The 26,441-nt window shown below is 70.4% G+C and carries 27 protein-coding genes, 1 tRNA gene and 1 pseudogene; 13 read left to right on the plus strand and 16 right to left on the minus strand.

The window, feature by feature from the left end:
- Positions 1–119: 119 nt before the first annotated feature.
- From NI17_RS18590 to NI17_RS18600, 3 genes are all read right to left on the minus strand, one after another.
- Complete coding sequence (locus NI17_RS18590; RefSeq protein WP_068691211.1) at positions 120–1,541, minus strand: DUF6493 family protein; 1,422 nt, start codon at positions 1,539–1,541, stop codon at positions 120–122.
- Between the two features lie 268 nt (positions 1,542–1,809).
- On the minus strand, positions 1,810–2,157 hold the full coding sequence (locus NI17_RS18595) for a hypothetical protein (protein ID WP_068691213.1): 348 nt from the start codon (positions 2,155–2,157) through the stop codon (positions 1,810–1,812).
- Positions 2,158–2,375: 218 nt separating this feature from the next.
- Positions 2,376–2,879: a helix-turn-helix domain-containing protein gene (locus tag NI17_RS18600; protein WP_068691216.1), complete on the minus strand. Its 504-nt coding sequence runs from the start codon at positions 2,877–2,879 to the stop codon at positions 2,376–2,378.
- A gap of 331 nt (positions 2,880–3,210) precedes the next feature.
- Here NI17_RS18600 and NI17_RS18605 point away from each other — a divergent pair, with 331 nt between their 5' ends.
- Positions 3,211–3,696: a hypothetical protein gene (locus tag NI17_RS18605; RefSeq protein WP_068691218.1), complete on the plus strand. Its 486-nt coding sequence runs from the start codon at positions 3,211–3,213 to the stop codon at positions 3,694–3,696.
- Positions 3,697–3,799: 103 nt separating this feature from the next.
- Here the strand turns inward: NI17_RS18605 and NI17_RS18610 are convergent, their stop codons facing one another.
- The 3 genes from NI17_RS18610 to NI17_RS18620 form a co-directional block, all read right to left on the minus strand.
- Positions 3,800–4,747, minus strand: a complete 948-nt coding sequence (locus NI17_RS18610; RefSeq protein WP_068691220.1) for a glycine betaine ABC transporter substrate-binding protein — start codon at positions 4,745–4,747, stop codon at positions 3,800–3,802.
- Between the two features lie 102 nt (positions 4,748–4,849).
- Entirely contained in the window at positions 4,850–6,133 is a 1,284-nt protein-coding gene (locus NI17_RS18615) for an ABC transporter permease (RefSeq protein WP_068691222.1), read from the minus strand.
- Positions 6,130–7,197: a quaternary amine ABC transporter ATP-binding protein gene (locus NI17_RS18620; protein ID WP_199860035.1), complete on the minus strand. Its 1,068-nt coding sequence runs from the start codon at positions 7,195–7,197 to the stop codon at positions 6,130–6,132. Before NI17_RS18620 ends, NI17_RS18615 begins: the two co-directional genes overlap by 4 nt.
- Positions 7,198–7,676: 479 nt before the next feature.
- On the opposite strand from NI17_RS18620, the gene NI17_RS18625 reads away from it, so the two are divergent.
- Positions 7,677–8,306: a rhomboid family intramembrane serine protease gene (locus NI17_RS18625; RefSeq protein ID WP_068691224.1), complete on the plus strand. Its 630-nt coding sequence runs from the start codon at positions 7,677–7,679 to the stop codon at positions 8,304–8,306.
- On the opposite strand, the gene dcd is transcribed toward NI17_RS18625, so the two are convergent.
- A complete protein-coding gene (dcd, locus tag NI17_RS18630; RefSeq protein ID WP_068691226.1) occupies positions 8,300–8,890 on the minus strand; it encodes a dCTP deaminase in 591 nt (196 codons plus the stop codon). The genes NI17_RS18625 and dcd overlap by 7 nt on opposite strands.
- Before the next feature lie 145 nt (positions 8,891–9,035).
- On the opposite strand from dcd, the gene NI17_RS18635 reads away from it, so the two are divergent.
- A tRNA-Gly gene (locus NI17_RS18635) sits at positions 9,036–9,106 on the plus strand.
- Positions 9,107–9,541: 435 nt separating this feature from the next.
- Here the strand turns inward: NI17_RS18635 and NI17_RS18640 are convergent.
- On the minus strand, positions 9,542–9,955 hold the full coding sequence (locus NI17_RS18640) for a UTRA domain-containing protein (protein ID WP_234401915.1): 414 nt from the start codon (positions 9,953–9,955) through the stop codon (positions 9,542–9,544).
- Between NI17_RS18640 and NI17_RS18645 the strand changes: the two genes are divergently transcribed.
- From NI17_RS18645 to NI17_RS18650, 3 genes and pseudogenes are all read left to right on the plus strand, one after another.
- Complete coding sequence (locus NI17_RS18645) at positions 9,956–10,144, plus strand: hypothetical protein (RefSeq protein ID WP_068691228.1); 189 nt, start codon at positions 9,956–9,958, stop codon at positions 10,142–10,144. It begins immediately after the preceding gene.
- A gap of 573 nt (positions 10,145–10,717) precedes the next feature.
- Positions 10,718–10,828, plus strand: a pseudogene (locus NI17_RS24805) (hypothetical protein); the annotation flags it as partial.
- A 240-nt stretch (positions 10,829–11,068) separates the two neighbouring features.
- The gene (locus NI17_RS18650) at positions 11,069–11,560 is read left to right on the plus strand and encodes a GNAT family N-acetyltransferase (RefSeq protein ID WP_068691230.1); all 492 of its coding nucleotides are present in this window, start codon (positions 11,069–11,071) and stop codon (positions 11,558–11,560) included.
- Here NI17_RS18650 and NI17_RS18655 read toward each other — a convergent pair.
- The 3 genes from NI17_RS18655 to NI17_RS18665 all read right to left on the minus strand — a co-directional run bounded on the left by NI17_RS18655 (position 11,500) and on the right by NI17_RS18665 (position 13,871).
- On the minus strand, positions 11,500–12,111 hold the full coding sequence (locus tag NI17_RS18655) for a hypothetical protein (protein ID WP_068691232.1): 612 nt from the start codon (positions 12,109–12,111) through the stop codon (positions 11,500–11,502). The two genes, NI17_RS18650 and NI17_RS18655, sit on opposite strands and share 61 nt — an antisense overlap.
- Before the next feature lie 6 nt (positions 12,112–12,117).
- A complete protein-coding gene (locus NI17_RS18660) occupies positions 12,118–12,840 on the minus strand; it encodes a hypothetical protein (RefSeq protein ID WP_068691234.1) in 723 nt (240 codons plus the stop codon).
- Between the two features lie 197 nt (positions 12,841–13,037).
- A complete protein-coding gene (locus NI17_RS18665) occupies positions 13,038–13,871 on the minus strand; it encodes an alpha/beta fold hydrolase (RefSeq protein ID WP_084012595.1) in 834 nt (277 codons plus the stop codon).
- 719 nt (positions 13,872–14,590) lie between these two features.
- Here NI17_RS18665 and NI17_RS18670 point away from each other — a divergent pair.
- The gene (locus NI17_RS18670) at positions 14,591–16,024 is read left to right on the plus strand and encodes an LCP family protein (RefSeq protein ID WP_234401916.1); all 1,434 of its coding nucleotides are present in this window, start codon (positions 14,591–14,593) and stop codon (positions 16,022–16,024) included.
- A gap of 364 nt (positions 16,025–16,388) precedes the next feature.
- Here the strand turns inward: NI17_RS18670 and NI17_RS18675 are convergent, their stop codons facing one another.
- Entirely contained in the window at positions 16,389–17,360 is a 972-nt protein-coding gene (locus NI17_RS18675) for an SDR family oxidoreductase (protein WP_119268148.1), read from the minus strand.
- Between the two features lie 325 nt (positions 17,361–17,685).
- On the opposite strand from NI17_RS18675, the gene NI17_RS18680 reads away from it, so the two are divergent.
- The 5 genes from NI17_RS18680 (at position 17,686) to NI17_RS18700 (ending at position 22,079) form a co-directional block, all read left to right on the plus strand.
- Entirely contained in the window at positions 17,686–18,342 is a 657-nt protein-coding gene (locus NI17_RS18680; protein ID WP_068691242.1) for a TetR/AcrR family transcriptional regulator, read from the plus strand.
- The gene (locus tag NI17_RS18685) at positions 18,339–19,880 is read left to right on the plus strand and encodes an MDR family MFS transporter (RefSeq protein WP_068691244.1); all 1,542 of its coding nucleotides are present in this window, start codon (positions 18,339–18,341) and stop codon (positions 19,878–19,880) included. Before NI17_RS18680 ends, NI17_RS18685 begins: the two co-directional genes overlap by 4 nt.
- 148 nt (positions 19,881–20,028) lie before the next feature.
- Positions 20,029–20,253 (plus strand): hypothetical protein, encoded by a 225-nt coding sequence (locus NI17_RS18690; RefSeq protein ID WP_068691246.1) that lies wholly within the window; start codon positions 20,029–20,031, stop codon positions 20,251–20,253.
- 142 nt (positions 20,254–20,395) lie between these two features.
- Positions 20,396–21,451 (plus strand): cellulose binding domain-containing protein, encoded by a 1,056-nt coding sequence (locus NI17_RS18695; protein WP_068691248.1) that lies wholly within the window; start codon positions 20,396–20,398, stop codon positions 21,449–21,451.
- A gap of 211 nt (positions 21,452–21,662) precedes the next feature.
- Positions 21,663–22,079 (plus strand): cellulose binding domain-containing protein, encoded by a 417-nt coding sequence (locus NI17_RS18700; RefSeq protein ID WP_068691251.1) that lies wholly within the window; start codon positions 21,663–21,665, stop codon positions 22,077–22,079.
- 60 nt (positions 22,080–22,139) lie between these two features.
- Here the strand turns inward: NI17_RS18700 and NI17_RS18705 are convergent, their stop codons facing one another.
- Genes NI17_RS18705 through NI17_RS18715 form a run of 3 tightly spaced genes read right to left on the minus strand, consistent with a single transcriptional unit; the run spans position 22,140 to position 23,876 of the window.
- Positions 22,140–22,820, minus strand: a complete 681-nt coding sequence (locus tag NI17_RS18705) for a DUF3618 domain-containing protein (protein WP_068691253.1) — start codon at positions 22,818–22,820, stop codon at positions 22,140–22,142.
- Positions 22,796–23,233, minus strand: coding sequence for a phage holin family protein (locus NI17_RS18710; protein ID WP_068691255.1), 438 nt, complete (start codon positions 23,231–23,233; stop codon positions 22,796–22,798). The genes NI17_RS18705 and NI17_RS18710 overlap by 25 nt, the downstream gene beginning before the upstream one ends.
- Before the next feature lies 1 nt (position 23,234).
- A complete protein-coding gene (locus NI17_RS18715; RefSeq protein WP_199860037.1) occupies positions 23,235–23,876 on the minus strand; it encodes a hypothetical protein in 642 nt (213 codons plus the stop codon).
- Positions 23,877–24,207: 331 nt separating this feature from the next.
- On the opposite strand from NI17_RS18715, the gene NI17_RS18720 reads away from it, so the two are divergent.
- Positions 24,208–25,422 (plus strand): MFS transporter, encoded by a 1,215-nt coding sequence (locus NI17_RS18720; RefSeq protein ID WP_243597545.1) that lies wholly within the window; start codon positions 24,208–24,210, stop codon positions 25,420–25,422.
- A gap of 5 nt (positions 25,423–25,427) precedes the next feature.
- Here NI17_RS18720 and NI17_RS18725 read toward each other — a convergent pair whose 3' ends face one another.
- Positions 25,428–26,426 carry a glutathione S-transferase family protein gene (locus tag NI17_RS18725; protein WP_068691259.1) on the minus strand — a complete coding sequence of 333 codons (999 nt, stop codon included), beginning with the start codon at positions 26,424–26,426 and terminating at the stop codon, positions 25,428–25,430.
- Positions 26,427–26,441: the final 15 nt, after the last annotated feature.

The raw sequence follows: 26,441 nt of genomic DNA on the forward strand, positions 1-26,441 counted from the left end.
CACGGTTGATACGTTCTGTCCACCACGGCTCGCCCGGCGGCCGGCGTGTCGCGCACCCTGGGCCTTCCCGGTCGGCCGGGGGCCACGGCGACACGGGCGCGCAGCGCCGGGGCAGGACGTCACCCGGTTGCCGGGGCCGTGTCGTCGGACGGTTCCGCGCCGAGGATCTCGGCGGCGCGGGCACGCGGCGCCGGACCGAGCGCGGCCGACGCCGCGGCCAGTCCGGTACGGACGCCGTCGGGGGCGTGCGGAAGGTGGCGGGCGACCACGGCCCAGGCACGCTCCCGGATCGCGGTGTCCTCGTGGCCGAAGACGTCGGCGGCGGCCAGCACCACGGCCCCCGCGCGGGAGGGGTCGCGCCGGGCCGCCCGGTCCAGCCAGGTCAACTGGGCGCGTACCAGCTTCTTCTCGGTGCGGAGCAGCGCCGACCGGGAGGCCTCGACGAGGTGCTCGGTGCCGAGGAGGCCCGCGTCGTCCAGCGCCCGCAGCCTCTGCTGCGCAAACCCCGCGACGGTGGAGTGGGATCCGGGCAGCAGGCGCAGCAGTGTGGGTACCCGCTCGGCGCACTCCTCGTCTGTGGGGTCCAGGTGGGCGAGCACTTCGAGGCAGTAGCCCGCCCGGCTCGGCCGACCACCGCGCACCAGGCACGCCAGGACCGCGTCGAGGAGAGGGGCGCGGTCGACGCGCCCCTCCCCGGCGAGCGCGGCCAGCGCCCAGGGCCACCGGTCGGCGTCCTCCGCCTCGTAGGTCCACAGCAGGGCGACGCTGTCGTCGTCCTGGAAGATCCAGGGCAGCAGCGCGTCGAGGAGGGGGTCCTCGCGCAGGCGGTCCAGCAGCGTGTCGGGATAGTCCCGGCTGCTGATCCCCTCGGCGCAGTACCGGGGCGGGTACTCGATGCCGCGCATCCAGGCCCGGACGAAGTCGCCATGAGTGGGTACGGGGCGTCCCGACTCCACCATCATCTCCCTGGCCAGGGGGAACCAGAAGCGTTCGAGGCCGGGATTGCGTCTTTCGGCGATCCGGTCCGCGAAGTCGGCCCGCCACTCCTCGGGGCGGTCGGCCAGAACCCCGAGCAGCCAGAGGGCGTCGGGATAGCTCGTGTCCGCCCGCTGCAGCTTGGTGTGGCGGACCCACCGCGCCGCCGCCGCCGCTTCCCGCTCGCACACCGCCCCGGCCAGGAGCAGGGCCAGTTTGAGGCGTCTGTCGTGGACGCGCTCCCCCCGTGTTCCCGGGCGCTCCGGCCAGTCGGACGCCCGCAGCGGCCGCAGGAACCGCTTCAGGTAGGGCACGCAGGAGTGCCGGTCCCGCTCCGACAGCGCGGCCAGCCGCGCCAGCAGACCGCCGCGGTCGGTCTCGGCCACGGCGACGAGCACGCCCATCGCCTCGGGGGTGAGCTTCTCCACCGCCTCGTCCAGGACCTCCCGTTCCTCGGGAAGGAGTCTCCGGGCTCCGTCCGGTGAGACGCCGGTGCGTCGGGTGAACCGCGGCAGCGGGTCCACCGGATCGTCGATCGGCGGCTCCGGTGCGGGGATCGTGCTCATCGGCTGCTCCCTTCCTTTTCGGCGGCGCTGCCACGGGTGACGCGCACGGCCGGGGCGGGTGAGCACGGCCCGCGCCCGCCCCGGTACCTCGCCCACCACGGGCAGACGCGGCCACGCCGCGCCCGCGACGCGGACCCGGGCACGCGCTCGGCGTCGACGGCGGCCGGGTCACCGAAGCGGTGGGCCGGGGGCCGCCGGCAACTGTGGGCCTGCACCGCGCCGGTCATGGCCGGGATCATAGGGGCGGGTGGTGACAGACCGGGCCGGCTCAGCTCCGGTGCGGCCAGGGCATGATGCGGCCGTCCTGCTCCAGCCGGTGGATGAACTCCCAGCTCACCTTCGCGTCGGGATCCCACCAGGGGTGGAAGCTCCCGGGGACGCGCGGGTCTCCCACGCCCAGCGTGTCGACGAGGAGATCCACCAGTCCCGGCTGCATCCAACGCAGGCAGGCGTCGGTGGCCTGGGCATAGGTCAGGGACTCGCGGACGGTGATGAGCATCCCGTACCGGTGCCGGGTGAGCAGGAACGGCACGCACGGTGGAAGCGGGCTGTAGGTGATGGACAGTCTCGGCGGACGGGGACTCGCTCTCGGATGACCGTGGGGAGGAGTGGACACGTTGCAGACCTTTTGTCATGGTGTGGGGCGCGGCGGTCGCCCGAGGGGTTCAGGGCTTCCCGCGTGTCCGTCCCGATCCCGAGCGACCAGCACACTGCGTTTTGTAACCATTCTTACATCTCATGGCTGCTGAGGGGACAAAAAGCTTCGTCGGCCCCGAGTGTCGGTTTTCTGTCCGGGCGTCCACAGCGTCCCACGCCCCCGTCCGACACCGCCGCTCAGCACGAAGCGCCGTTGCCGCTCATGCGGCGCCTCTTCTCCCGGTGCACCACGAGCAGCGCCTGGACGCGGGCGGTCTCCAGGGCCTGCTCCACGAGTGCGCGCGCCTCCTCCTCCGGCATGTCGGCGGTGTCCGCCCGGAGGTCGACGTAGATGCGCTGCAACAACTCCTCGTTGCCGAGGAGGTAGCGGCGGGTCTCCGTCCCCTGACTCTCGTCGCGGACCACGGAGATGAGGTCGTTGACCTCCTCGGGGACTCCTCCCGCGGCCATGCGCTCGATCGACCCGCGCGTCCACCCCAGTTTGAACTCCAGCTTGGCGCACAGGTCCCGGCTGAACCGGGAGCGCCGTCCGCTCTCCAGATCCTGCAACAGCCGAGGGGGGATCTTCGGGGTCTGCTGGGCGAACTCGGCCTGACCGCATCCCAACTCCTCGCGGCGGGCTCTGACGGCCGCCCCGATGGAAGCCGTATGTTCGCCGAAGTCGATGCTGGGGCGGGCCATGTTCGTCGATCTCCTTCGATGCCGGGGGACGTCGGGTAATGCCGGTCATTCCCGCTGACGACCCCTCCCAATACCGCCGCCGACCCTATTGGACGAACCACCGCGGTAACCGGGGGAACGCGGTCCGCAGTACTCGGCCGAAGTGGCGATTCGACACCTATTGGTCGGCTGAGAACCGATATGGTTTCTCCAGCGATTGTCATCGCCTCTCTCCGCGACACACGCCCCGCGCGTCATGGGGCGGCTTCGGTTGCTGAAACCCCACGCCGGTCATCAGAACGGCGGGTTCCCCCGCGGTTCGTCGCGAGATCCGGACGACTGTGAAAGAGGCATGTCCGTGACCCAGAAGGTTCGCCTCACCTGCCCCCTGGGGCGCAAGTACGTCGGACTGTGGGGCGGCGCGGCGCTGGCGGCACTCGGCGGGGTCGTCATCGCGCTCGAACCGGCCCACTGGGCCAACGTGGTGTTGGGTGTGCTGGTCATCGTCGGTGGCCTGGTCCTGCTGTGGCTCGGCCTCCGCGCCAAGGCTCCCGTGCTGGAGATCGACGACCAGGAGTTCTGCTACGCCCGCGGACGCTACGTGGTTCGCATTCCGTTCACCGAGATCGGTTCCTACTACCTGCTGCCGGGCCGCACCCGCTCGCTCGGCCTGTGCGACACCACGGGGCGCCCGCGGGTCTTCCCGTCCGTGGAGGGCCGCCGCGCCGGACGCCCCTACCTGCCGCTGACCGGCCTGACCTCGCCCGCCAAGGTGGACGAGTTCATGAGCACCGCGGGTATCCCGCCGCGCGACCGGTCGATCACCTCGGGTTCCTGACCCGCCGCACAGAGCAGATCGACGGTGGGCCGCCCCTGGACGGACAGGGGCGGCCCACCGTCCTCTCCGCTCCGGCACCCGGCGGGACGGGGCTTCCGGAAGGCTAGAACTGGAGGTCGGCTCCCGCGTCACCGAGGGTGCGCTCGATGAACTCGGGGTTGGCGGCCAGCCACTCGCGGGCGCCGGCCTGCGGGTCGTCCTCGTGGTCGGCGAGGACGGCCTGCTCCAGGGCGCTCAGCTCCTCGTCGCTGAGTTCGAAGTTGCCCAGCCACTCGGTCAGCTCGGGGAAGTCCTCGCCGAAGCCCGCGCGGCCGACCGCGTGGATCTCCTCGGCGCCGCCCATCGCGCCCTCGGGGTCCTCCAGGTCCTTCAGGTCGTACTGGGCGTAGGCGATGTGCGGCCGCCACAGGGTGACCACGATCGGCTCCTCCTCGGCGATCGCCGAGTCCAGCTCGGCGAGCATCGCCGCGGTGGAGGACTCGATCAGTTCGTAGTCGTCCAGGCCGTAGGTGGGGATCGCCTCCTCCTTGGTGGTGCGCACCAGGCCCGACCCGGACTCGATGCCGACGATCCGGCCGTCGAACATGTCGGCGTTGTCGGCCAGGTCGGCGATGGAGTCCACGTCCTCCACGTAGGAGGGGACGGTGAGGGTCAGCACGGCGTTGTCGTACCAGACGCCCAGGTCCTCGACCTGGTCGCCGTACTCCTCCCAGTAGTCGGCGTGGGTGGCGGGCAGCCAGGTGTCCAGGAACATGTCGATGTCGCCGTTGGCCACACCCTGGTACATGGGGGCCACGTCGACCTCGGTGATGGTCACCTCGTAGTCGAGCTCCTCCAGGATCACCTCCCACATGTGGGTGGTGGCGATGGCCTCCTCCCACGGGATCAGGGCGATCTCGATCTCCTTGCCGCCGCCCTGGCCCGCGTCCTCGTCTCCGCCGCCCGCCAGGCCGCTTCCGCCGTCTCCGCCGCAGGCGGTGGCCAGCAGGACCAGCGAGGCCAGCCCGGCGGTGACCGAGGTCAGGCGTCGGGTGCGCTTGGTGGGTTTCACGTGGTGTTCCCTTCTCTTCCGGTGCGTCGCGTTTCCGTGCGGGGTGGGAGGCGCGTTCCGCCGCGCGTTCGGGCGCACGGCGGCGCGGTCTGCTGTCCGCGCTCAGGCCGCTGCCGCGTGTTCGGCCCGGGCCTGCGGGGACCTGCGGGTGACGGCGGCGGTGAGCCGGTCCAGGAAGATCGCGAGGATGACGACGGCGATGCCGCCCTCGAAGCCGAGCGCGCCGTCGTTGCGGGAGATGCCCTGGTAGACCTGGTTGCCCAGGCCGCCCGCGCCCACCATTCCGGCGATGACCACCATGGACAGGCCGAGCATGATCACCTGGTTGACGCCCGCCATGATCGTGGACAGCGCCAGCGGCAGTTGGATGCCGGTGAGGATCTTGCCGGTGGGGGCGCCGAACGCCTCACCCGCCTCGACGAGTTCCCTGTCGATCTGCCGGATTCCCAGTTCGGTGAGGCGCACGCCGGGCGGCATGGCGAAGATGACGGTCGCCACGACGCCGGGGACGGCGCCCAGGGAGAAGAAGAAGATCGCGGGGATCAGGTAGACGAAGGCGGGCATCGTCTGCATGAGGTCCAGGACCGGTTTGACGATCCGGCTGACCACGGTGCTGTAGGCGGCCAGGACTCCGATCGGGATGGCGACGACCACGGCGATGAGGCTGGCCACCAGCACCAGGGACAGCGTGGACATGGCGTTGTCCCACTGTTCGATGCTGATGACGACGGTGAGCGCCACCAGGGAGAACACGCCCAGCTTCCAGCCCGCCACCGCCCACGCCAGGGCGCTGAGCAGCAGCATCATGAGGGTGGCCGTGGGCTGGCCGATCACCTCGGGCAGTGCGCCGAACAGCAGCCAGCCGCACAGGATCGTCGCCAGCCAGCCGCCGGCCACGACGCCGACCGTCGCCAGCCGGGTGCGGTTGACCGCGGCCACGCCCACCAGTGCGGCGAGCGCGACGATCCCGATGACCAGGTTGGCCTCCACCCCGTCCTGGCCGAACAGGGCCATCGCCCACAGGAAGAGCTGGGGCGGCGAGTGGTTGATGATCGTGTTGCCCAGCTCGAACGCGGCCTGTCCGATGTAGAGGGCCACGGTCGTGGCTGCGATGACGAGCACCGGGATGAGGTGGACGCGCACCAGGACCACGGCCAGGACGGCGACCGCGATGGCGGTCAACTGGGCGGCCTGGGGTTCGACGAGGAACTCCCGGAGCGTGGTGACCGACCAGTCGATGACGGCGCCGATGCCCTCGAAGACCGCGCCGAAGTTGGTTTTGAGCCACTCGTTGAGGGCCTCGAAGCCCTCGCCGATGGGCAGGCGCGGCGGGAACGGGAGGAACCAGTCGATGACCGAGGAGAGCCAGCCGAGGACGACGCTCATCGGCGGGCCTCCTCGCGCCTGTCGCCGCTCGCGGGCTCGGGCACGGCGTCCTCGGGCGCCGCGAGCGCGGACAGGATCGTGGTCGGGGAGACCGCGCCGATCACCCGGTCCCTCTCGTCGACCACGGCGAGCGGGCCGTCGCAGGCGGCCACGCGGTGGAACAGCTCGGCGACGGGCGCGTCCGGCTCCACCCGCTCCCAGTCGGCGGCCTCGGCCCTGGACGCGGGCTCCATGACGGAGGCCGCGGTCAGTACGCGGCTGCGGTCCACGTCCTCGGTGAACCGGGCGACGTAGTCGTCGGCGGGGTGGTTGAGGATCTCCTCGGCGGTGCCGATCTGGGCGACACGTCCGTCCCGCATCACGCAGATGCGGTCGCCCAGACGCATCGCCTCGTTGAGGTCGTGGGTGATGAAGATGATGGTCTTGCCCAGTTCGGCCTGGAGTTGCAGCAACTGGGTCTGCATGTCGCGGCGGATCAGCGGGTCGAGGGCGCTGAACGCCTCGTCCATGAGGATGATGTCGGTGTCGGCGGTCAGGGCGCGGGCGAGCCCCACACGCTGCTGCATGCCGCCGGACAACTGCTGGGGCACGTGGTCCTTCCAGTCGGCCAGTCCGACCAGGTCGAGGGCCTGCGCGGCGCGTTCGTGGCGTTCGGCGCGCGGGACGCCGCGGACCTCCAGGCCGTAGGCGGCGTTCTCCAGCACGGTGCGGTGCGGGAAGAGCGCGAAGTGCTGGAAAACCATGCTGATCTTCTCGCCGCGCAGGGTGCGCAGGGCGCGCCGGGACAGGGTGGTGATGTCGGTTCCGTCGATCTCCACCGAGCCCGAGGTGGGTGGCAGCAGTCCGTTGAGCATGCGGATCAACGTGGACTTGCCGGACCCCGAGAGCCCCATGACGACGAAGATCTCGCCGGGCTGGACCTCGAAGGACACGTCGATGACGGCGGCTGTGACGTTCAGTTCCCTGATCGTGTCGCGGTGGCGCCCGTCTGACAGCAGTTCGACGGCTTGGGGTGCTCGTTTGCCGAACACCTTGTACAGGTGGTTCGCGCGTACAGCTGGCACGGCTTCCTCTTCAGGTCGACCTCGTCGTCCGGAACGGCGTCTTCGGCGTGGTGCCCCTTCCCCTTCGGGTGCCGCGACGTGCGTCGAAGGAGTGCGCGGGACCCGTGTCAGCCCCGGTGCACCAGGCACTCCCGTAGCCCCACACTCGAACACCACCAGCCCGATTTGAGTGGATACGTCACGATATAGACGCTGACCTGGGATTTTCCTTAGAAAGATCACGGCTAAACAACAGGTTTAAGGAGACGTGAACAGAAAATCCCTCTTGCGAGGGGGTCCGGAAGGACAGAAAGCAAGATTTTGTGATTTACATCACTGTCTCTCAAAGAGTGGTCTTTACCACATTCTTCCGTTGCCGCAGCTCACGATCGCACAAGGTCGGTCACCTTGTGCGCAGGTCCTCTTCCCCGTGGTTATCCTGCCTCGCACCCCGTGGGCACGGCCCGCTGACGGCGACCCCCTTCGCATAGAGTCGAAGAGTGACCCAGTCCCGGATCAGAGCAGCCCTGACCGTCGTGGTGTTCACCGCCGCGATGTGGATCTTCGAGTTCGTCGACTTCTTCCTCCTCGGCGGGACCCTGGATCTGCTGTTCGGCCTCCGCTCGTGGGTGGTCTCCGACCTCTGGTCCGTCTTCACGGCGCCGTTCATGCACGCCAACCTCGCGCACCTCGGCGCCAACACCGTTCCCCTGCTGGTGCTGGGCTCACTGGTGGCGTTCAGCGGACTGAGCCGCTTCGTCTGGGCGTCGATCATCATCGCGGTGGTCAGCGGCGCCGGGGTGTGGCTGTTCTCCATTCCGGGAGCGTTGACCGTCGGAGCGAGCGGACTGATCTTCGGCTACTTCGGCTACCTGGTGCTGCGCGGCATCGTCGAGCGCAGGACCATCGACATCGTGATCATGATCTGCGTGGTGCTCTTCTACGGCGGACTGATCTTCGGTGTGCTCCCGCAGGGGCAGGGGATCTCGTGGCAGGCGCACCTGTTCGGCTTCCTGGGCGGCCTGCTGGCCGCCTACTTCCTGCCCAGGCGCGCCGACCGTCGGCGGCTCCCCCCGGAGAACCGGGGCTACGGCCCCTACGGCCCGTCGCAGGGGTACCCGGGTTACTGATCTCCCCGCCGGACCGGCGTGCGCGCGAAGTTCCGGTAGGACCGCGACGGAGTGGGCCCGCGCTGCCCCTGGTACCGCGACCCGCAGGCCTCCGAACCGTAGGGGTGCTCGGCGGGCGAGGACAGTTGGAACATGCACAACTGCCCGATCTTCATGCCGGGGTACAGCTTGATCGGCAGGGTCGCCACGTTGGACAGCTCCAGCGTGACGTGCCCGGAGAACCCGGGATCGATGAACCCGGCCGTGGAGTGGGTGAGCAGCCCGAGCCGCCCCAGGGAACTCTTGCCCTCCAGGCGGCTGGCGATGTCGTCGGGCAGCGTGACCGTCTCGTAGGTGGAGGCCAGCACGAACTCACCGGGGTGCAGGACGAACGCCTCGTCTCCCTCGGGTTCCACCAGCCGGGTCAGCCCCGGCTGCTCCACCGCCGGGTCGATGTGCGGGTATCTGTGGTTCTCGAACACCCGAAAGTAACGGTCCAGCCGCACGTCGATGCTCGACGGCTGGATGAGCGCGGGGTCGTAGGGGTCCAGTTTGACCCGCCCCGACTCGATGGCGGCCCTGATGTCACGATCGGAGAGAAGCACGCTGACGAATCTACCTGCTGCACGATCCCCGCTACTCGGCGGTCTCCGAGCCCTCTGTCGCCTTGCGAACCGCGCCGTCCCGGTTATCCTTACCCATGTGCCCGCCGAGTGCGGTAACCTGTCTGCCGAGGCGCAGGGCGCTCACGCGGATGTAGTTCAATGGTAGAACTTCAGCTTCCCAAGCTGATAACGCGGGTTCGATTCCCGTCATCCGCTCTCACAGCGAAGGCCCAGGTCAGGGACAGTTCCCCAGACCTGGGCCTTCGGCGTTTCAGGGGCGATCACGCAACCTCGTGCCACATTCGTGCCAGATGCCTCAGAGCGGCGCCGGGACACCCGGAGGAAGGGCTTGGGGCAACGGTGGTTCGTCCGCCTCACTGAGGTGTGAGTGTTGGGTTCTGCGGCGGGTGCGGGTTCTTCTCGGAGAACCCAGGGAAGGCGAGGCATTCCACCCCGGCGCCCGGGGCGCCTCGACCGGCCACCGGCAGCCGGTGGGGTCCCATCGCGGGGGCTAGGCTGGAACGCCCCTGGGCCGATCGGCCGACCTGTCTTCTCCGCACGGCCGGTGCCCGCCGCGAAGGCGGCCGTCACACCTCAGTCAGCGGACACGACGGGAGAACCTGCGGTTCCAGCCCTCTCGCGCCAAAGTCGTCAGTGTTCTACCAGGATGGTGCAGGCCAACTCGTAGCGGTCGGGTGGAACCACGATGTCTGCGGTCTTCCCGGGGCGTTCCCCGGCGGAGTAGGTCCGGCGGATGACCATCACCACCGCGCCACGGCCCAGCCCCAACCGGTCGGTCTCGTCCGCTGTGGCGGTCCGCGCGGTCACGATCTCGGTGGCGTGGACGATGCGCTGGCCGATCACCGCCATCCGCTCAACCACGCCGCGCCCGGCGTGCGGTCCATCCTCGGGAAGCACGATCGCGGTGCCGCGCGTCAACTCCAGTAGCTCCCAACTCGTGGAGGGCATGACCGGTTCGTCGTCTCCGGTGAACACATACCGGGTGCGCATCACCTCGTCGCCAGGATTGATCGCGAGTCGTTCGGCGATTTCGGCCGTGTCCACGTGGAGAAGCACGATGCGGGTCCGGCCGCCGTCCTCGGTCCCGACCGGCTCATCCTGCCCTTCCACAACGTGGAACAGACGGTCACCGCCCCGGCCAACCTCGGCAGCGTGCTTGGCGCGGCCCTGTCGGCGGCAGCGCCGTGGCAGCACCGCACCACCGACCCGGCCGATGGGGAGGCGTCCCGGTGAGCACGTCCCTCGCCACCTGACCCCCACCCAGATAACAACGATCTTGACGTGCCCTATGAGCTGCGATTATGTCCCTCTCGCGACGGGTACAGCGGTGTCCCCAACTCCGTCTTGGTCGGTTCTCCGGTGTCCGGGTCATACTCGGTGCGTACCAGAGCCGAGAAAAACCGGTGCCTACCTGATCCCACAGCATCGCGACATTGGTGGAGAGCCAGTGGACGGCACCCAGTGACCGCCTCTGGTGCACACCCGCGACCGCCAGCAGCGACCCCTTGCCGTCGGGACGAGGCAGCCGTCCGAGGTAGGCGATGTCTTTCGGCTCGTGCGGAGGAAGGTCCGACCCGGCGTAGTGCACTGTCCCGGTCCGAGTGTCCCGGATGCGCCACGGTTGTCCCGCCTGCCCCTCCCAGCTGAACACCGGGTCCTTGTCGTAGGCCTGCCGCACGGCCTCACCCATCCGAGGCCCGCACAACACCACCAGGTCCGACCGGTTCGAGTCGATGTCACCCGTGACCAGGACGTGGTCGTTCTGACCGCCAGGTCGAAGCCGCGCGCCAGTTCCTCATCGCCCGCCTGACCGGCCTGACCCAACCCACGGTCTCGCGCACCGAGTCCGGCCGCACCCACCTGCGCGACCTGGCCCGCGTGCGCGCCCTCCTCACCGGCCTCGGCGCCCCCACACCAGCGGTCGCCGACGCCCTCACCCACACCGAGAAACCCACCACCACCCCACTCCCGCCACCGCCCACCCAGATAATGATCGGCGCCTGCGCCGAGCCTGGCCACCCGATTACCTCCCCAGGCGATGGTTTCGACGGAAGCGGGACACCCTCGGCGGTTTCAGTCCTGTGGTGTCGGGACCACCACGGTGAGGCGGGCGTTAACCGGTCGACGGGGCCGAGGTCGAGGTGTCAGCATGGCGACATGGAGCCGGTGGTTCGCGCATTCGACGACCGCGACCTGGACGCGGTGGTCGCCCTGTCGCTGCGGGCGTGGACGCCCGTGTTCGCCTCCCTTGAGGAGGTACTGGGCCCGTCCGGGCTCTTCGCGCGGATGTATCCCCAGGGCTGGCGGACAGACCAGCGGCAGGCGGTGGCGGACGTCTGCCGCTCGGAGGAGAACCACGTGTGGGTCGCCGAGGTCGACTCGGCCGTGGCCGGTTTTGTCGCGGTGCGACTCGACCGCGACGAGGGCATGGGCGAGATCTCCATGCTCGCCGTCGATCCCGCCCACCAGCGCGGCGGCCTCGGCTCGCTGCTGACCGCATTCTGCCTGGAGTGGATGAGTGGCCAGGGCATGGCGCTGGCCATGGTGGAAACGGGTGGCGATCCCGGACACGCCCCCGCGCGTCAGACCTACGAGAAGGCCGGTTTCACCCCGCTGCCGATCGTCAGGTACTTCAAACGGCTGCGCTGACCTCGGCGGCAGCGACCGCGGTTCCACGGTCGGAAGGCCCCTGCCGTCGAGGTCGACGGGGGGCCGGACGGGTCAGTCGGCGACGAGCCAGACACCGCCGGAGCCGACGACGCGGTTCCGGCTGACGCGGTGGGCGATCCTTCCGGTGCCTCGCGTTGGCGGCGCACGGCGTAGGTGCCCGGCGCGATGCCGGTGCCGCCGTGTTCGGCGTGGATCAGGTAGACGGGGGCGGTGGCGGTGAACACTCCCGGAGCGAGTCCGGGCCCGCCGTGGAACGCGGTGGTCCAGCGGCAGGTTCCAGGCCCGGCGGCGAGGGTGTGCGGGTTGCCGCCGACGGCGCTGCGCAGCAGCTCGCTCCCTGCCGGGGGCACCTCGGTCCACTTCCATGCGTCGGGAAGTCGGACCGCGTCGCCGACGGACCGGTGCGGAACAACGACCAGGTCGCCCTGGGCCTGGAGGCCGTCGAGGACGAGCACGGCCGCCTCATGCTCCAGGTGGTCCAGGACGTCCAGTCCGCTGCGTTCGGTGAGTCGGGCGGGGGTCATGGTCATGATGAATCACCTTCGGGTGCTCGGCACCGGTGGTCCCGACATCACGGGCTCCAGCGTGGCCCACAGGTCCAGCCGGGCACCGAGGTCGGCGGGGACAGGGATCAGCCCCAGACGGCGCCACACGTCGTACCGGGCGATCCAGTGCGTTTCGTGCTGACCGGTCCACAGCAGCCCGAACGGACCTTCGTTGCGGGCGTTGAGGGCGGTGCGCAGCGACGCGGCCACCGTGTCGTGGACGCTGTGCCGCAGCGAGTCGCCCACGGTGATCTCCAGCAGCAGCCGCAGCGGCACCTCCTCACGCAACGCGTCGTGGGGGAGCATCCGCTGCGCGGTCGCCCGCCCGGTGTGGTCCCGGACGTCCCTGGCCAGGCGCGCGCCGATTCTCCGGTCCAGTTGGTGGCGCAGGTCCGCCATGTGGGCGGCCAGCCTGGAGGCGAGCGGCATGCCCCCGGGGCGGTCGAAATGCGCGAAGCGCGGACGGGCTGGGTGGGACTCGGGCCGCGCGGCCGGGTCGACGCGCAGCATGGCCGCGGGGGACTCGACCCAGAGGAATCGGGGAGGTCGGCGGCCGACGAGTGCGTACAGCTCGGTGATGGCCACCTCAGCGGCCGAACGGTCGGCGGGGAGAGTGGACAGTGCGCGGCTCAGCCACTCCTCGCGGAGGTCGATGGCCTGATGCAGCAGCACGGAGTCGGAGGTCGGGCCGCCCGGCCCGATCCGCCCCCTCATCGGCTGGCGGCAGCGCCGCCTTTCCTGTTGCTCATGCGCAGACTTCCACAGCATCGGCCCGGGGTGCGCAAGGGGTGAGCAGTCGACCACGGCAGCCGGCAGCCGCCGGGCAGCGGCCCACCTGGCCGGTTGCGGGATTCACGTCGTTTCCGGGCCGCCGCTCCGGGCCCCGACGAACCGCCCCGCGAAGCCGCACCTCATCGGCCTCCGGTGAGCAGGTCCTCGGTGATGCGGGCCAGGACGCGGGGAGCCGAGTAGTTCAGGGCGTGTCCTTCTCCCGGGACCTCCACCAGGTGCCCACGCGGCAGCAGTTCCGCGGCCAGTGTCGCCCATCGGTACTCGCTGACACGGTCGCGGGTGCCGCGTACCACCACGGCGGGCGCGGACACCCCCGGCAGTTTGTGCGTGACGGGGTCGTCGAGTGCGTGGCGCAGCGTCTGCCAGAGCCGACGGGGACCGCAGCGCAGGTAGTCGCCGATGACGATCGGGACCAGTCTCGGGTGTTCGCTCCAGGCGGTCAGCAGCAGTTGCGCCACCTTCTGCAGGACGCCGCGGTTTCCGGCCTCCACCGTGAGGCCGTTGAGCACCAGGGGGCCGGTCGGTTCGGAGGCGGTGACCGCCAGGTCGACGGCGATCTGGCAGCCGACGGAGTTGGCGACCAGGGGGGCGCCCCAACGGCCGGTGGCGTGCAACCAGTCGGCCAGCGCGCGCGACAGGCCGGGAATGTCCAGTGCCCGCCTCGGTCCGGGGGTGCGGCCGAAGCCCGGCAGGTCCACGGCGACCACCCGGTGGCGGGGGGCGAGCGCTTGGGCGAACGGCAGGAAGTAGCGGTGCGAGACGCCCAGACCGTGGACGCACACCACCTCCGGCGCTCCCACCGGTCCCAGGATCGCGGCGTGTACGCGGGTCCCGGCCGCGGACGTGAACTCGTGCCCGTCCCATCCTCGGGAACCGGTCACCGTCGACGGGCCGGAACGTCGGAAGTGCTGGCCGTGGGCGTCGGCGCCGCGATGCTTCTGCTGCTCTCCCATGGTCTGTCCTGACGTCCGAGTCCCGGTCCGCGCGAGAACCCGTCCTTCGGCGGAGGGGTACCGGCGTGACCGCGTCTTCCCTACCCGTGGCGGGTCCGGGCAAACAGCGGCGGATTCCACCCGGAGGCGGGATCTCCGTTTCTTTTCCGAGGACCTCTCCACAGGGAATGGTAATTACCGATGGCCGATAACGGCCACGTACTTCACAGCACTGTTCTGAAATGGTAGGGTCGCGGCGCTCCAGGCTCTCAAAGGGCATAGCTCCATATCTGTGTCGGACAATCCATGAATGACCGGTGGAGCCGCCCCGGGCAGGACACAAACCGTACGTGAGCGGAAACGGTCCCGTCTTTCGGACCTGGGCTCCGTGGCCACTCCTGCCCTGCTCCACCTGCGAATATCCGACACTTTCCACTTCTTCCGGCGCCGTTCGGCCGATCGTTCCCACGGTTCTTCCGCCGCCACAGGGATGTGTCGGTCAGGACTTTCCGAGGTCAACGGACCGTGGTTCGCAGAGCGCCTGACCGGCTTCACCGGCAGGTGAATATCAGGTAGCCTTCTGGACGCCTCCTCCCCGTTGGCGCATCGGACTCCCCCTGCCCGCCGCCGGATTTCCCCATCGCTCCGCAGGTCCCGTTCCCGTAATTCACGCGGTGGGGTCCGCGCGTCGGCACCGGATGCCGCCCGGATCGTCGTCACCGGATCGAAGGTTCTCTCCCTTGGCCCGAAAACGTTCCGCGGGCAGCCGCGCCGTCGGCAGGCGTGGCCGTTCCCGCGCGCTCCCGCGGCCGTCCGCCGGCCAGTGGGTCGCCTACGTCACGACCGCCCTGGTCATCGCGGCGAGCCTGACCGCCTACGGCGGCTACTACAGCGTCTCGGGAAGCATCACGACGGCCCACGTCGACACCGACGCCTGGACGGACCGGCCGCCGACCGTCGAGGGCGTCCACAACATCCTGCTGATGGGCGCGGACGTGCGCACGGGAGACAACGCCGAGTACGGGATGGTCGAGGGCATCCGCCCCGACGTGACGATCATCGCCAGCATCGACGCGGACCGGGGCGCCGTCACACTGGTCAACCTGCCCCGTGACCTGATGGTCGACATCCCGGCGTGCGACCCGGCCGGTGACGGGTTCCCGGGCACGTCCGGGACCTTCGACCAGCTCAACCACGCGATGATGTACGGGGGCGTGGAGTGCCAGTGGAAGACCGTCGAAGCGCTCACCGGCGTGCACCTGGACCACTTCGTCCTGGTGGACTTCGTCGGGTTCAGGGAGATCGTCGACGCCGTCGGCGGGGTCCCGATGTGCATTCCGGAGCCGATCGACGACCCGAAGGCCAAGCTCCAACTGGAGGCGGGCGAACAGGTCCTCGACGGTGAGCAGGCCCTGGGGCTGGCACGCAGCCGGGACAGCACGGAGTTCGGCAGCGACCTCGGCCGGATCGAGACCCAGCAGCGGTTGATGGGCGCCATCGTGCGCAAGGTGACCGGCGGCGACCTGCTGTCCAGTTCCGCCAACGTGTACGCGTTCCTCAACGCGATCGCCGACGCGATGATGACCGACGACGAGCTGACCGTCGACGCGATGGCCGAGCTGGCGTTCGCGGTGCGCACGGTGGACCTGGAGCGGATCTCCTTCGTGACTCCCCCGGTGCGGGACTATCCGGCGAACCCGGCCAAGGTGGTCCTGGTGGAGGAACCGGCGAACCGGCTGTTCGACGCGGTTGGCGCGGGCGAGGTGCTGCCGGAGGAGGAGTCCGGCGGCGGGGAGCCCCCGGGCGTGGATCCCGCCGACGTCTCGGTGCGGGTGCGCAACAGCACGGCGGTCGACGGGTTGGCCGCGCGGACCGCAGAGGAGCTGCGGGCGCTGGGGTTCACCGTGCCGGAGGTCGGCGCTCCGCTCTCGCGCCTTCCGTCGACGACCACGGTCTACCACGGTCCGGGGCGGGAGGACGCGGCCCGGACGCTCGCCGCCGCACTCACCACCGCCACCGTCGAAGAGGTCCCCGACCTGGGGGATGACCTGGAACTGGTCATCACCGACGACTGGGGCGGGGTGGCGGGCGGCGACGGCTCCGAGGAGCCCGTCACCGAGGAGCTGGGCGGCACCACCGCGGCGTCGGACGAGGAGGCCGACGCCTGCGGGTGAGGGATGCGGTTCTCCACCGGTGGAGAACCGCCCGGGACCGGCCCGTGCCCGTCCCCCTGTCTCCGGCAGGGGGCAGGCTCTGCACCAGCCCCATGGTCCTGAGGACCGACCGGCGCATCGGGTGGGGCAGTGCCGCGGCGGCGCCGGCGAGCGGCTTCGACGCCGGTCCCACGGACATCCCGCGGTGGTCCCGGCCGCGCGGGAAGCTGTCCAGGGCGCGGACCATGTGCACCGGGGAGCCGAAGTCGATCACGGTGCGGGGAGCCGGCGGGTGCACGGGTCTTCCCTCCGCTCGTGTCCGTTCGGCGGGCGGCTGACGCGGCCCGCCGCCGGCATCCTGACCGAGGGGCGGCCGCCGGGCTCCTCACCGCCGCCGTCGGTTCACCAACGCGATCGCGGCACCGGCGGCCAGGGCGGCCACGGCGAGGCGGCGTGCGGCGGTGCGGCGCCTGCCGTGCCAGCCTCCGTGGACATCCCCGTTCCCCGGGGCCGGTTCGAAGAGGTTGCCGCTGCTCGCGGCGGCCGGTTCGCGGCGCGACAGGTGGCTGCGCTCCACCTGGAAGCCCATGAGCCGCTCGGTCAGCCCCGGAGCGATCTTCGACTGCGTGACGAAACTACGGCCGGCCGGTCCCACCACGACCTCGCGGCGCGGCCAGCGCACCAGGTCGAGGATCGTGTGCGCCACCCGCTCCGCGGAGTAGACGGGGGGCATCGCCACCGCCTTGCGGCCGGTGTAGTTGGCGGCGTGCTGGAACAGCGGCGTGTCGATGGTGGCGGGCAGCACGGTGCAGACGTGGATCTTCCTGTTGCCCTCCAGTCGCAGCTCCTGCCGCAGGCTGGCGCTGAGCGCCCGGATGGCGAACTTCGCCATGCCGTAGGCGTGCGTGTAGGGCTGGGCCACCACACCCACGATCGAGGAGACGTTGACGATCACGCCGCGGCCCTGCTCCCGCAGGTACGGCAGCACCGCTCGGGCGCCGTGGACGTAACCCATCAGGTTGACGTCGATGACGCGGCGGAAGTCCTCCAGCGGCACGTCGGTGAACGGGCCGAACACGGTGACCGAGGCGTTGTTGACCCACACGTCGATGCGCCCGTGGCGCTCGACCGTCCGCCGTGCCAGTTCGCGCACCGACTCGTAGTCGGTCACGTCGGTCACCACCGGCAGCGCCTCGGCTCCGGCGGCGCGGCACTCCTCCGCCGCCGCCTCCAGGGCCTCCCCCCGCCGGGCCGCGAGGACCACCGCGGCTCCCTTCTTCGCGAACATCCGCGCGGTGGCGCGCCCGATGCCGCTCGACGCGCCCGTGACGACCACAACCGAATCCCCGGTTCGCACGAGAACCGCCCTCCTGCAGGTAGCTGCGGGTGCTGCTGGATCGCGGCACCGCTACCCCCCGCCCCCCGCGGCAAACGACTGCGGCTCCCGGGGGTACCGGCCGGTGGCCCCACCGAGGCCGCGGTGCGGAGTTGCCCCGGGCGCTTGGCCGGAATACCTCACCTTCCCCTGGCCTTCCAGGGAGAAGCCTCCACCGCAGAGCCAGACCATCGAACCCCGGTATTGGGCACCTCACACCCGCGCAACCAGATTTTTGCATGACTGCACACTTGCACTCACGTAAGATTGCAGTCGTGCAATTTTCTGCTGCTGGAAGACTACCCCCATGACAGGAGCGCCGTATCCGACCGGTGAGACGCTGCGAGCGCGCAAACAGCGGCAGACCAGAGAGGCCATCCACCGGGCAGCCTTGCGCCGTGCCCTCGAACACGGCATCGAGAACGTGACCGTCGCCGAGGTCAGCGCGGAGGCGAACGTCTCCACGCGGACCTTCTTCAACTACTTCCCGACCAAGGAGGACGCGATCCTCGGCCTCCGGGACGTGCGGGAGAGCATCGACGGCGACGCGGCGATGGAGTCGCTGATGGACCGCGAGCCCACCGGAGACCTGGTGACCGACGTGGCCCACCTGGTGCGCTCGGTGTTCGCCGCGACGCTCAGCGGCAGCACGGTCAAGCGGATCCGGGAGGCCATGGTCCGCTACCCGCAGCTCCGCCGCCGCCAGCTCGAACGCGTCTCGCACATCGAGGAGCACCTGGGACGGGTCGTCGCCAGGCACCTCAGGTCGGACAGCAGGTTCACCGACGGTTCCGTGGACATCGACGACGCGGCCCGCATGATCGTCGTGGTCTGCGCGGGCGCGATGCGTTTCGCCGTCCACAGCTCCGCCAACGAGGACAGCCCCAGATCCATCGAGGAGAGCGAACTGCAGTTCGACCAGACGGTGGAGTTACTGAGAAAGGTGATACGGAAACTCCAATGACCATCACTGCCCCTTCGGAGCCTTCCGAGAAGGGTTCGGCCGCCGGCTCCAGACGCAGCATCGTTTTTGTCTTCCTCGCCCTGATGCTGACGATGCTGCTGGCATCGCTGAACCAGACGGTGCTGAGCACCGCACTGCCCACCATGGTCGGCGAGCTCAACGGGGTCGACCAGATGCTGTGGGTGATGACGGCCTTCGTCCTGGCGTCGACGATCATGATGCCGGTCTACGGCAAGCTCGGCGACCTCATCGGCCGCAAGGGCCTGTTCCTCACCGCCATCTCACTGTTCATGGCAGGCTCCGTGCTCGGCGGCCTCGCCCCCGACATGGGCTGGCTCATCGCGGGCCGGGTGGTGCAGGGGCTGGGCGGCGGCGGCCTCATGATCATGTCCCAGGCCATCATCGCCGACGTCATTCCCGCACGGCAGCGCGGCAGGTACATGGGGGCCATCGGCGCGGTGTTCGCCGTCTCCTCCGTCGCCGGGCCACTGCTGGGCGGCTGGTTCACCGAGGGCATCGGCTGGCGGTGGGCCTTCTGGATCAACATCCCCCTCGGACTGTTGGCCCTGGTCGCCGCGGTCTTCCTGCTGCGCCTGCCGAAGAGAAGGACCGCGCCACTGCGCGTGGACGCCGCGGGCATGGCGCTCCTCGCCGTCGCGGTCACCTGCCTCATCCTGACCAGCACCTGGGGCGGCAGCCAGTACGACTGGGGCTCTCCGGTGATCGTCGGTCTCATCGGCGGCACCCTCGTCGCCTCGGTCCTGTTCGTGTTCGTCGAGCGCCGCGCGGCCGAGCCGGTCATTCCGCTCCAACTGTTCCGCGACCGCAACTTCAACCTGACCACCGTCGCGGGCCTGCTCACCGGTGTGACGATGTTCGGCACCCTCGGTTACATGCCCACCTACCTGCAGATGGTCACCGGAGCCGAGGCCACCGTGGCCGGGCTGCTCATGGCGCCCATGATGGGCACCCTGCTGGTCACCTCGATCGCCGTGGGCCAGTTCGTGAGCCGGACGGGCCGCTACAAGTGGGTTCCCGTCGTCGGCTCCCTGCTCCTCGCGGGTGGGCTGGGGCTGCTGTCGACGATCACCCCGGACACCCCGGTCTGGTTCATCTGCGCCCACCTCGCCGTCATCGGCACCGGGCTGGGTACGAGCATGCAACTGCTGGTGCTGATCGTGCAGAACTCCTTTCCCCTGTCCCAGGTGGGCACGGCCACCGCGGCCAACAACTTCTTCCGCCAGATCGGCGCCTCGCTGGGTTTGGCGATCGTGGGCAGCCTCTTCACCAGCCGCCTCATGGACTCCCTGAGCCGACGCATTCCGGCGGGCACCGAGCTTCCCTCCGGAGGCGGCAGGTCGCTCACCCCGGAACTGGTCCACAGCCTTCCCGAGGTCCTGCGTCATCCCATCATCGACTCTTACAACGCGGCTCTCGTCCCGCTCTTCCTTCTGATGGTCCCCCTGGGACTCATCGCGGCCTTCCTGCTGGTCTTCGTCAAGGAGAAGCCGCTGGCCACCACCATCGACCGCACATGACGCGGAATCCGCCGGGGCACGGGGCCGGTGCCCGCGTTTGCGCCCACCCCGTCCGGGCAGCAGATGTGGCAGCCGTTTCGGTCGGACCGCCAGGGGTCCGCACCGGAACGGCCAGCCAGGAACGGACCTTCAGGAGACGGGGGACCGGATGGCGACCTCTCGGCGGATGCCGCGTCACCGGGCGCGGACGGCGCTGGTGCTGGCCGCGCTGCTCGCGGCGGGGCTGGTGGGTACCGGCTACACCAACATCGCGCTGAGTCTCCTGCTGGGGCTGCTCTGGTTGTTCCTGGCGTTCCGGCGCAGGCCGCGCAAGCCGCTGCCCCGCCCGGCGCAGCGGCCGCACCAAGAGGACGAACGGGGGGAGTCCCCGTAGTCCGCTCTCACCCCTCTTGTCCGCTTTCCCATTCTTTACACCTTACTTACAGGCCGTTAGCATTCACACTGAGTGGTTTTTTCTCCACTCACAGTGCCTACCGGTCCTGAGGGGGAGGGAAAGCGACCTTGAGGAGTCATGCATGTCCCGTACCTTGGCACGTGCCGCCACAGGCGTGTGCGGAGCGCTCGCCCTGACGGCGACCTCGATCGTCACCGGTGCGCTGCCCGCGGCGTCGGCGGCCGACGGCTGTTCCGTGGAGTACACCGTCGCCAGTGACTGGGGCAGCGGGTTCGTCGCCACCGTCACCGTCACCAACGACAGCGGCGGCCCCGCCTCCGGTTGGACCGTCGAGTGGACTCTGCCCCCGGACCACGGGATCACCAACGCCTGGAACGCCACGCTGACCCTGGACGGCGCCGGGGTGACCGCGACCGACGCGGGATGGAACGGTTCTCTCCCCACGGGCAGCAGCGCCTCGTTCGGCCTTCAGGGCACCGGCTCGGGCGCCTCCTCCGTCCCCTCCGACATCGAGTGCTACTTCGGCTCCTCGGGCGACCCCGGTGACCCGGGCGAGGGCGAGCCGGTCCGGATCATGCCGCTGGGAGACTCCATCACCGGCTCCCCCGGCTGCTGGCGGGCCATGCTGTGGCGCGACCTGACCGACGCCGGATACACCGACATCGACTTCGTCGGCTCCCTGCCCGGCGACGGCTGCGGCTTCTCCTACGACGGCGAGCACGAGGGCCACGGCGGCATGCTGGTCACCAACCTGGCCGACAGCGGGCAACTCTCCGGATGGTTGTCGTCCGCCGATCCCGACGTCGTACTGATGCACTTCGGCACCAACGACGTCTGGAGTTCCCGCCCCACCCAGACGATCCTCGACGCCTACAGCACCCTGGTCGACCAGATGCGGGCCCACAACCCGACCGTGACGATCCTGGTAGCGCAGATCATCCCCATGGACTCCGCGCGTAGCTGCGCCACCTGCGGACAGGGCGTCCAGGACCTCAACGCCGCGATCCCCGGCTGGGCGGCGAGCGAGAGCACGGCCCAGTCCCCGGTCGTCGTCGTGGACCAGTGGACCGGGTTCGACACCGACGTCGACACCTACGACGGCGTGCACCCCAGCGGGTCGGGTGACGCCAAGATCGCGCAGAACTGGATGTCGGCGCTGACCCCGGTGCTCGACTGAGTCCTCCCCTTCCGAGGGGACGTGTGGGGCACGGCGGTGCGGCCGTGTCCCACACGGCTCGCGCAGACCCGACCGCTGACCCGGTCCGGAGAAATCCGCATCTTTACAGACCAATTACGGAAAGTTACTATCTGCGGTGAGTGAGGGTGCCTCCACCCAGGGTGCCCACCGCTCCGAAGCCGGAGGGGGGAACGACCTTGAGGAGTCATCCATGTCCCGTACCTTCGCACGCACCGCGGCAGGCGTGTGCGGGGCGCTCGCCCTGACCGCGGCCTCGGTCGCCGCCACGGCCGCCCCCGCCGCCGCGTCCCCCGCCGACTGCGAGGCGACCTACGCCGTCACCGCGGAATGGTCCGGCGGGTTCGCCGCCGAAGTCACCGTCAGCAATCCCGACGGCGGTCCCGTCTCGGGGTGGACCGCCACCTGGACCCTGCTCCCCGAGCAGCAGATCGTCAACGGCTGGAACGGGGTCTTCCAGCAGAACGGACGTCGAGTCCGGGTTCAGGAGCCCCGGGACTGGTCACCGGACCGCCCGCTCCCCCTCCCCTCGAGCGCCACCTTCGGCTTCACCGCCACCGGCCCGGCATACCACATCCCCCGGGACCTCACCTGCTCCCTCGGCTGGTGAGCCGAGCCCCGACACCGGTCGCCCCGTCCGCGCAACACGGACGGGGCGCCGTGGCAGTGGTCACGGGCTTCCCGGACCGCTGCCCGACCTGGCGGTCTGCTCCATCTGCTCGCGCGACCGCTGGGTCTCCTGCTGGGCTGCCTCGCGTGTCTCCTGCCCGGCCTGGGTCGCGGTCTCCTTGATCTGCCCCGCGGCCTGCTGCGCGGACTCACGGGCGTCATCCCTGACCCGTTCGGCGGACTCCGTCAGCGACTGCCGGACCGGCTCGACCGCGTCGCCCATCTGCTCCCTGATGCGCCGGGCCGCCTGACGTTCGGTCTGGCTGTCGGAGATCAGGGAGGCCACCAGCAGTCCGGCGCCGAACGCGATGAGCCCGGCGGCCAGCGGGTTGCCCTGGGTCCGCTGCGCGGCCTGCCCCGGCATCGACTTCACCGTCTCCGTGGCCTGTCCCATGCCGCTTCTGACATTCTCCGTGGCCTGTCCCATGCCACTCCTGACGTTCTCCGTGGCCGCTCCGGCGCGGTCCTGCACGCTGTGGCCCGCCTCGCGGAAGGTGTCCCGGTCCGGAGCCCTGCCCATCACCCGTTCCTTCAGCCCCCGCGCCTTGTCGCGGACCTGCTCGGTGCGGCGCTGCGCCATCCGCTTGGGGCTGGCCCGATCGGCGATCCGGTCGACGTCGTCGCGCAACTCCGCCCGGGTCACCTCGATGTCGTTCCTTATCTCGTCGGGTGTTTGGCCCATTGCGCGTCCTCCTTGAGCGTCTCGACGGTCTGTTCGGGCTTGGGGGACACCTTGCGCATCCTGTTGCGGCCGAGCGCGGCCAACACCGCGGCGGCGATCGCCCACAGCGCGGCCACGATCAGCGCCGCCCAGCCTGCGTCCATCAAGTTCGCCAGCGCGTACACCAGGGCGAAGCTCACCAGGTTCAAAAACAGCAGTCCCGCTATGGCTGCCCCGGCGAGCATCGCGGCGGCCTTGCCCGCCTTGATGCCCTCCTCACGGAGCTCGGCCCTGGCCAGGCTGAGCTCCTGGCGGAACAGCTTCTGCAGATCGCTTGTCGCCTCGCTGATCAGCTCACCCAGCGAACCCTGGTCGCGCGTCCGTTCCTGCACTCCCGGCTCGCCGCCGGGGCGGGGAACCTGCGGTGTGGCCATGTCAACCTCCCTCTCCGAATCGCGACCGGTCGTACGGAGAGTCGTGCGGCGGCACGTCGTACCGGGCGGGCTCTTCCTGGCGCGGTCGCGGAGTGCTCTGGACCGGTCCGGGGGCGGAGTTCTCGATCGTCCCGGACGGCTGCTGGGACTCCCGCGTCTCCTTGGACATCGCCTTCGCCAACCGCCCGACCGCGAATCCGGCAAGGGCTGCTCCGGCGAGGAAGGCTCCGGGGCGCCGCCGCGCGAACGTGCGCAACTCGTCGGTCACGCCCTCGACCCCGCGCCGGTCCAGGAAGTCCGCGGTGTTGCGTCCGCTGTCGGCGATCCGCTGCACGGCGCCGCGCACCGGCGAGTCGGTCTCGGACCTGTCCGCCATGGACGCCAGGTCGTCCGACCACCCGCGTAGCAGCTCCGCGGCACGCTGGGTCTGGGTGCGTGTCTCCTCGCCGATCCGGTCACGCATCCTCGCGGTCACGTCCTGGACCTGGGAACGGGACTCGTCGACAACGCCACGAGCCTGCTCCTTCGCGGCCGTGGCGACCTCGCCCGTGGACTGGCGGGCCTGACCCATGGCCTCCGACGCTTTCTCCTTCGCCTGGCCGGACCGTCCTCCTGATCCGGGGGGCGCGGTCTCATATGCCATTACCGCCACCTCTTCGTCTCGGCTCTGTGCGGTTGCTGGTGTTCGCAGCTACCCACAGCACCTGCGGGCATTCCTGTCCCCGGGGCCGTTCGGGAACGCACAGCACCGGATCCGGTACGTGACAGGGCGGATCGGCCGGTGGTGCGGCGGTGGAAAAGTGACCGGCACGGCGGAGTCGGCCCGGTCTCCGCCATGGCCGCGTCCCTGTCGGCGCGTTCGCCGCGGGTCCGGGCGGGGCAGCCGGACCCGCGGCGCCTCATCCACCGGCCGCCGGCCCCCTGTCGGCCTCCCCGGTGCGGCGCCGACGGCGCCCGCCCAGTACCAAGGAACCATGTCCTTCTTTCCCCCGCGGCACCGGAACCGCGGCGGCAACCACGCTCCCGGCCCGCTCGCCGAACGGGGCTTCCTGCTGCTGCTGGTGACGACGTTGGGCATGTTCGCCAACCACGCCCCCCTGCTGTCCGTCGTCCCCCTGTGGTCCGCCGAGGGAGGCTCGGGACACGGTGGGGTGGGCGCCACGACCGGTGTGACCATGGCGACGACCGTGGGCATCCAGTTGTGCATGGGCCCCCTGCTGCGGCGGTTCGGTCCCTACCGGCTCCTGGCGGCCGGAGGGCTGCTGCTCGGCGTGCCGACGTTCGGCTACCCGCTCTCCGCCGACCTGGCCTGGGTGCTGTCCGTCTCGGCGGTGCGCGGTCTCGGCTTCGGGATCATCACCGTGGCCGGCAGCGCGCTGGTCGCCGAACTGACCACGCCCGCGCAGCGCGGCAGGGCCGTGGGATGGTACGGGATCGCCGTCGGCCTGCCCCAGGTCGTGTTCCTGCCACTGGGGGTGTGGGCCGCCGAGTCGTTCGGTTTCACCATGGTCTTCCTGGTCACGGGCGCGTCGAGCGCCCTGGCCGCTCCCCTGGTGGTCGCGGGGATGCCGCGGCGGCGCGCGGGCGGCGGGACGCCGCTGCGGGGCGGCCCGCGCTCCGCCGCCGGACGGCTGCGCCCCCTGGCCGCCCCGGGGACCCTCATGGTCGTCTCGGCGTGCGCGCTGGGCGGCATCACCTCGTTCCTGCCCCTGGCTCTGGAGGGGGCCGCGGCCGCTCCCGCCGCGCTGTTCACGCTCTCCGCCGCGATGATCGCCGGACGCTGGGCGGCGGGGGCGTGGAGCGACCGCACCGGCATGGGGCGCCTGCTGGTTCCCGGCACGGTGATGTGCGCCGCGGGCATGGGCGGTCTCGCGGCCGCGGCCGCCGCACTGCCGGTCCCGGCCGTGGCGGCGGCGGCGCTCTACGGGTTCGGCTTCGGCGCCCTGCAGAACGACACCCTGGTGGTGATGTTCCACCGTGCCGGGCCGCGGGGCCACGGCACGGCCAGCGCGGTGTGGAACATCGCCTTCGACGCGGGCACCGGGGTGGGCTCGGTGTCGGCCGGAGTGCTCGCCCAGACGGTGGAGATCCCCGGCGCCTACTCCGTCGCCGCGGTCCTGATCACCGCCGCCGTCCCGCTCGCCTGGAACGACGCCCGCCGCGAGCGCGACACCGCCCGGACCCCCTGAGGGGGTCAGAACCGCGCGGGAACGCGCTCCTCCTCCGGGGGCGGTCCCGGCGGGGTGCCGTCACCGAACGGGCGGCCTCCCAGGACCTCCCGGCCGTGCGGGGTGCGCCAGCCCGACAGGTCCGGGCCGAGCGGCACGATCCCCGACGGGTTGATCTCGCGGTGCACCACGTAGTAGTGCCGCTTGATGTGGTCGAAGTCCACGGTGTCGCCGATTCCCGGGGTCTGGAACAGGTCGCGGGCGTAGGCCCACAGCACCGGCATCTCGGTGAGCTTGTTCCGGTTGCACTTGAAGTGGCCGTGGTAGACGGCGTCGAAGCGCACCAGCGTGACGAACAGCGCGATGTCGGCGACGGTGATGCTGTCGCCGACCAGGTAGCGCCGCGTCGCGAGGTGGTCGGACAGCGCGTCGAGCCGGTCGAACAGCGCGGTGAAGGCACGCTCGTAGGTCTGCTGGGTCCGGGCGAACCCGCACATGTACACCCCGTTGTTGACGTCGCGGAAGATCGCGTCGCTGATCTCCTCGATCTCCTCGCGCAGCGGTTCGGGGTACAGGTCCGGCGCGCCCTCGCGGTGCAGGTCCCGCCACTCGGTGGCCAGCTCGGCGGGCAGCCGCAGGTAGTCGTTGGTGACGAGTTTCCCGCTGGGGACGTCCACGATGGCGGGCACGCTCACCCCGCCGGTGTACTCGGGGTCGCGGGCGTGGTAGGCCTCGGCCAGGTAGCGGATGCCGAGGACCGGGTCGCGGTCGTCCGGATCGAGGGTGAACCGCCAGCTCCGCTCGTCCTGGACGGGGTCGGCCACGGCCAGCGAGAGCGCCGGTTCCAGTCCCAGCAGCCGCCGGGCGATCATCGACCGGTTGGCCCACGGGCAGGCGCGGCTCACCACCAGCCGGTACCGTCCCGGTTCCACCGGCCACCCCTCGGCGCCGTCCGCGGTGATGCGGTCGACGAAGCGGCTCGGTGACCGCTTGAACTCCGGCTTGTCTGACTTGTCGGCAACCATGCGGGCCCCTCCTGT

It is taken from the genome of Thermobifida halotolerans (genome assembly GCF_003574835.2).
Lineage (GTDB): Bacteria > Actinomycetota > Actinomycetes > Streptosporangiales > Streptosporangiaceae > Thermobifida > Thermobifida halotolerans.

What these genes read in the sequence shown, in the direction of transcription:
- NI17_RS18590 (WP_068691211.1), bottom strand. Translation starts at nt 1,541, where the DNA reads ATGAGCACGATCCCCGCACCGGAGCCGCCGATCGACGATCCGGTGGAC.
- NI17_RS18600 (WP_068691216.1), bottom strand. Translation starts at nt 2,879, where the DNA reads ATGGCCCGCCCCAGCATCGACTTCGGCGAACATACGGCTTCCATCGGG.
- NI17_RS18605 (WP_068691218.1), top strand. Translation starts at nt 3,211, where the DNA reads ATGTCCGTGACCCAGAAGGTTCGCCTCACCTGCCCCCTGGGGCGCAAG.
- NI17_RS18615 (WP_068691222.1), bottom strand. Translation starts at nt 6,133, where the DNA reads ATGAGCGTCGTCCTCGGCTGGCTCTCCTCGGTCATCGACTGGTTCCTC.
- NI17_RS18650 (WP_068691230.1), top strand. Translation starts at nt 11,069, where the DNA reads ATGGAGCCGGTGGTTCGCGCATTCGACGACCGCGACCTGGACGCGGTG.
- NI17_RS18655 (WP_068691232.1), bottom strand. Translation starts at nt 12,111, where the DNA reads ATGACCATGACCCCCGCCCGACTCACCGAACGCAGCGGACTGGACGTC.
- NI17_RS18660 (WP_068691234.1), bottom strand. Translation starts at nt 12,840, where the DNA reads ATGAGGGGGCGGATCGGGCCGGGCGGCCCGACCTCCGACTCCGTGCTG.
- NI17_RS18665 (WP_084012595.1), bottom strand. Translation starts at nt 13,871, where the DNA reads ATGGGAGAGCAGCAGAAGCATCGCGGCGCCGACGCCCACGGCCAGCAC.
- NI17_RS18680 (WP_068691242.1), top strand. Translation starts at nt 17,686, where the DNA reads ATGACAGGAGCGCCGTATCCGACCGGTGAGACGCTGCGAGCGCGCAAA.
- NI17_RS18685 (WP_068691244.1), top strand. Translation starts at nt 18,339, where the DNA reads ATGACCATCACTGCCCCTTCGGAGCCTTCCGAGAAGGGTTCGGCCGCC.
- NI17_RS18690 (WP_068691246.1), top strand. Translation starts at nt 20,029, where the DNA reads ATGGCGACCTCTCGGCGGATGCCGCGTCACCGGGCGCGGACGGCGCTG.
- NI17_RS18695 (WP_068691248.1), top strand. Translation starts at nt 20,396, where the DNA reads ATGTCCCGTACCTTGGCACGTGCCGCCACAGGCGTGTGCGGAGCGCTC.
- NI17_RS18700 (WP_068691251.1), top strand. Translation starts at nt 21,663, where the DNA reads ATGTCCCGTACCTTCGCACGCACCGCGGCAGGCGTGTGCGGGGCGCTC.
- NI17_RS18705 (WP_068691253.1), bottom strand. Translation starts at nt 22,820, where the DNA reads ATGGGCCAAACACCCGACGAGATAAGGAACGACATCGAGGTGACCCGG.
- NI17_RS18710 (WP_068691255.1), bottom strand. Translation starts at nt 23,233, where the DNA reads ATGGCCACACCGCAGGTTCCCCGCCCCGGCGGCGAGCCGGGAGTGCAG.
- NI17_RS18715 (WP_199860037.1), bottom strand. Translation starts at nt 23,876, where the DNA reads ATGGCATATGAGACCGCGCCCCCCGGATCAGGAGGACGGTCCGGCCAG.
- NI17_RS18720 (WP_243597545.1), top strand. Translation starts at nt 24,208, where the DNA reads ATGTCCTTCTTTCCCCCGCGGCACCGGAACCGCGGCGGCAACCACGCT.
- NI17_RS18725 (WP_068691259.1), bottom strand. Translation starts at nt 26,426, where the DNA reads ATGGTTGCCGACAAGTCAGACAAGCCGGAGTTCAAGCGGTCACCGAGC.